This is a genomic window from Xanthobacter sp. BG11Y11_SDJG, assembly GCF_057364445.1.
The window spans coordinates 1-4,147 of record NZ_JBNFNU010000375.1 but is presented as its reverse complement, the minus strand read 5'-3'; the positions used below and the strand labels follow the sequence as shown (position 1 = coordinate 4,147).

The 4,147-nt window shown below is 69.1% G+C and carries 3 protein-coding genes; 1 reads left to right on the top strand and 2 read right to left on the bottom strand.

The features are described from left to right. Positions 1-121: 121 nt before the first annotated feature. Entirely contained in the window at positions 122-1,432 is a 1,311-nt protein-coding gene (locus AC2W7M_RS21015) for an ABC transporter substrate-binding protein (protein ID WP_486134629.1), read from the bottom strand. Positions 1,433-1,524: 92 nt separating this feature from the next. Beyond that, positions 1,525-2,604, bottom strand: a complete 1,080-nt coding sequence (locus tag AC2W7M_RS21010; protein WP_486134628.1) for an ABC transporter ATP-binding protein — start codon at positions 2,602-2,604, stop codon at positions 1,525-1,527. Between the two features lie 319 nt (positions 2,605-2,923). Between AC2W7M_RS21010 and AC2W7M_RS21005 the strand changes: the two genes are divergently transcribed. Continuing rightward, complete coding sequence (locus AC2W7M_RS21005) at positions 2,924-3,880, top strand: 2-hydroxyacid dehydrogenase (protein ID WP_486134626.1); 957 nt, start codon at positions 2,924-2,926, stop codon at positions 3,878-3,880. Positions 3,881-4,147 lie beyond the last annotated feature (267 nt).

The following is a 4,147-nucleotide window of genomic DNA, read 5'->3' as shown; positions in this document are numbered from 1 at the left end:
TGAGGGCGGGGCCGCCGAGGCAAGGCGCGCCGGTGGGCGGATACCCGACCGCGGTCTCCCTCACCTCCCTCTCCCCGCCGGGGAGAGGGCCTGCGTGGTGGAGGGGCCCCGCGCCCGCGGCTCAGCGGTAGATGCGCTCGGCGCGGGCCTGGGCGCGCTTGGCGGCCTCTTCCGGGGTGCGCTGGCCGGTGGCGGCTTCCGCCACCATGTCCACCACGATCCAGTCCGCCATGGCGGCGGCGGACTTCGGCCCGAGCGGACCGGCATAGCCGTTCGGCTGCAGGGTCTCGGACGCCTTGGCATAGGCGGCGTGGATCGGCTTGGAGGTCCACACCGGATTGTTGGCGAACGCCTTCAGCGTCTGGCAGCAATAGGCGCTCGCGCCCTGGAGCCAGGCATTGTACTGCGGCGCGTCGAACATGTAGGCGAGATAGGCCTGCGCCGCCTTGGGATACTTGGAATACTTGAAGATGCAAGCGGTGGTGGTCTGGTGCAGCTCCACCGACTTGCCCACCGGGCCGATCGGGAAGTTGGTGGACCGCATGTCCGCCGCCATGTCGGCGAGCTTCGGATCGTTCGCCGCCGCGTAATAGACCGACACGCCGTTGGCCGTGACCGAGAGGTCGCCGGCAATGAAGGCGCGGTTGTTGTTCACGTCGAGCCAGCTCTCGGTGCCCGGGATGAAGGTCTTGTACAGCTCGGCGACATAGCGCAGCGCCGCCACCGTCTCGGGCGAGTTGAGGACGACCTTGCCGCTCTCGTCCACCATCTTGCCGCCGTGGCTCCACAGCACCCAGTGGGTGAAGTTGTTGCCGTCGCCGACGCCGTGGCCGAGGGTGAAGCCCATGGGGTGGTTCTTGGCCTTCAGGGCCTTGCCCAGCTCCAGCAGGCCCTTGGTGTCCTTCGGGAATTCCGAGAACCCGGCCTCCTTCACCCAGCTGTCGCGATAGACCACCGCATTGCCGATGGTGGCGAGCGGCAGGCCGACGAAGCGGTTGTTCACCTTCGCGTACACCTCGTTGCCGGGATAGAAGCCGCCATAGGTCTTGGCGAGGCCGGAGGCGAGGTCGGTCACGTCGAGCAGCTTGTCGGGATACTGCTGGGCGTCGTCGAACCACACCCAGACGATGTCCGGGCCGGAGCCGACATTCGCCGCCACGGCGGCCTTCGGACGGATGTCCTCCCAGCTCTCCTTGTCGATGCGCACCTCGATGCCGGTGGCCTCGGTGAACTTCTTGGTATTGGCGATCCAGGCGTCCTCCTCGCCCTTCACGAACGGCGCCCAGCGCAAGAGGCGCAGGGAGGCGCCGGGCTCGGGCTCGATCTTCGGCACCTGCGCGAAGGCCGGCACGGAGCCCAGGAAGGGCGAGGCGAGGGAGCCGGCGGCAAGGCCGGCGCCGCCGAGAAGGACGTCGCGTCTCGAAATGGTCATTTCGTTTCCTCCCGTCTTGTGGGGTTGTCCGGCGGGCCGCCCTTTTTGGCGCGGGCGGTCTTTTCGCCGGGGTACGCTTTGGAAATTGGCCGTCAGAGGCGCGCCCCGGTCGCCTCGTCGAAGAGGTGGGTGAGGCCGTCCTGCGGGGTGATGCGGATCATCTCGCCGGGCGTGAAGGCGAGGCGCTCGCGGAACAGGCAGGTGATCTCCTGGCCCTCTTCGCCCTCGTCCGCGCCGAGGCGCGCCACCACCAGGATTTCCGAGCCGGTGGGCTCGGTCACCACCACCCGCGCGGGCACGCCCGCCGGGTCGAGCCGCACGTGCTCGGGCCGCAGGCCGTAGGTGACGCTCTGGCCGTCGGTGAGATTGGCGGCGTCGGGCAGCGGCACCTCGACCCCGCTGTCCGTCACCAGGCGCGGCTCGGCCCCGAGCCGCACCTTGCCCTTGATGAAGTTCATGGCCGGCGAGCCGATGAAGCCGGCGACGAACTGGTTCGCCGGCCGGTCGTAGAGGTCCAGCGGCGCCCCGATCTGCTCGACGATGCCGTCGTGCATCACCACGATCTTGTCGGCCATGGTCATGGCCTCGATCTGGTCGTGGGTGACGTAGACCGTGGTGGTCTTCAGCCGCTGGTGCAGTTCCTTGATCTCGGTGCGCATCTGCACGCGCAGCTTGGCGTCGAGGTTGGACAGCGGCTCGTCGAACAGGAACACCTGCGGGTCGCGCACGATGGCGCGGCCCATGGCGACGCGCTGGCGCTGGCCGCCGGACAGCTGGCGCGGATAGCGGTCGAGCAGCTTGGACAGGCCGAGGATCTGCGCGGCACGGTCGACCCGGGCCTTGATCTCCGCCTTCGGCGCCTTGCGGAGCTTCAGCGAGAAGCCCATGTTGTCGGCCACCGTCATGTGCGGATAGAGCGCGTAGTTCTGGAACACCATGGCGATGTCCCGTTCCTTCGGCGGCACGTCGTTGATGACGCGATTGCCGATCAGGATCTCGCCGGCGGTGATGTTCTCCAGCCCGGCGATCATGCGCAGCAAAGTGGACTTGCCGCACCCCGAGGGGCCGACCAGCACAACGAACTCGCCGTCGCGGATATCGACGTCGACGCCGTGGATCACCTGCGTCGAGCCATACGCCTTCTTCACACCGCGAATATCGACGGTCGCCATCGTGCGTCCTCTCCCTTCTGAACGCGGCGCGGTCGCCCTGGGGCGGCCCGCGATCCTGGTTGGCCCACCCTGTTCCTCCCATGGGGATGAACGGCGTGTGACCTCGCGCCTCTTGCGGACGCGGCGCGATCATGGTGCGAGGAGAAGTCCGGATCAAGAGCAAATTAAAACGTTTGAACCCGGTTGAATCGGGGCCGGGTGGCGCTTAAGCCTCACCGGTGTTCCTTTCGGCGGACGTTGCAATCCGGCCCGCGCCGGGCTCTCTTCTCCTAAAGTCTAGTCCCCATCCGACCCACCCCCAGACCCGCGAGATCCCCTCATGAGCGACGCCGCGCGTTCCGCGATCCTTGTCATCGGCCCTGTCATGGAGAACGTGGTGGAGCGACAGCTCGCCCCGCGGTTCGACCTCGTTCCCATCGAGCAGTTGGACGATGCACGCGCGCCGTCCATCCGGGCGATCGCCACCCGGGGCAAGGTGAAGGTGGACGACGCGTTGCTCGCGCGCCTGCCGAAGGTGGAGATCGTCGCCAATTTCGGTGTCGGCTACGACACCGTGGACGCCGCCGCTGCCGCGGCACGCGGGGTGATCGTCACCAACACGCCGGACGTGCTGAACGAGGAGGTGGCCGACCTCACCCTCGGCCTGCTGCTCGCCACCGTGCGCGAAATTCCGCAGGCCGACCGCTTCGTGCGCGCCGGCGGCTGGAAGAGCGGCGCATTCCCGCTCGGTCCCACCTTGCGCGAGCGCACCGTTGGGCTGATCGGCATGGGCCGCATCGGCCAGGCCATCGCCAGGCGGCTCGACGCCTTCTCGGTGCCGGTGGTCTACCACTCCCGCCGGGCGCAGCCGGGCGTGCCCTATCGGCACTATGGCGACCTGATCGCCATGGCGCGGGACGTGGACGTGATCGTCGTCATCGTGCCGGGCGGGCCGGCGACCCGCCACATGGTGAATGCCGCGGTGCTGGAGGCGCTGGGGCCGGACGGCATCCTCATCAATGTCGCCCGCGGCACGGTGGTGGACGAGGAGGCGCTGCTGAAGGCGCTCCAGGAGCGGACCATTCTGGCCGCCGGCCTCGACGTGTTCCAGGACGAGCCGCACGTGCCGGAAGGCTTCTTCGCCCTCGACAACGTGGTGCTGCTGCCGCACGTGGGCTCGGCCACCCACCACACCCGCGGCGCCATGGGCCAGCTGGTGGTGGACAACCTCGTCTCCTGGTTCGACGGCAAGGGCCCGGTCACGCCCGTGGCGGAGACGCCCTGGCCGCGCGGCTAGGGCATTTCCCGCGCTGCCTGGCGTGCGGTTTCGCGGCGGCGCGGGACGGCGGCGGCGGGCGGTTTGACCGGCTCCGGGTGAGCGGGGCGGCGCGGCTGTGCTAGCCTTCGCTCGCGAACATCAGCGAGGGCCGCCATGCGCCGTCTTCCGTCACCGCCCGCCGGGCTCCGGCCGGCCATCGCCGGGATGGGCCTCCTGGGGGTCCGCCTTGGCCCTCGTTCTCGCGCTCGCCGCGGCGCCGTCGCCGCCATCGAGGCCGCCGACCGC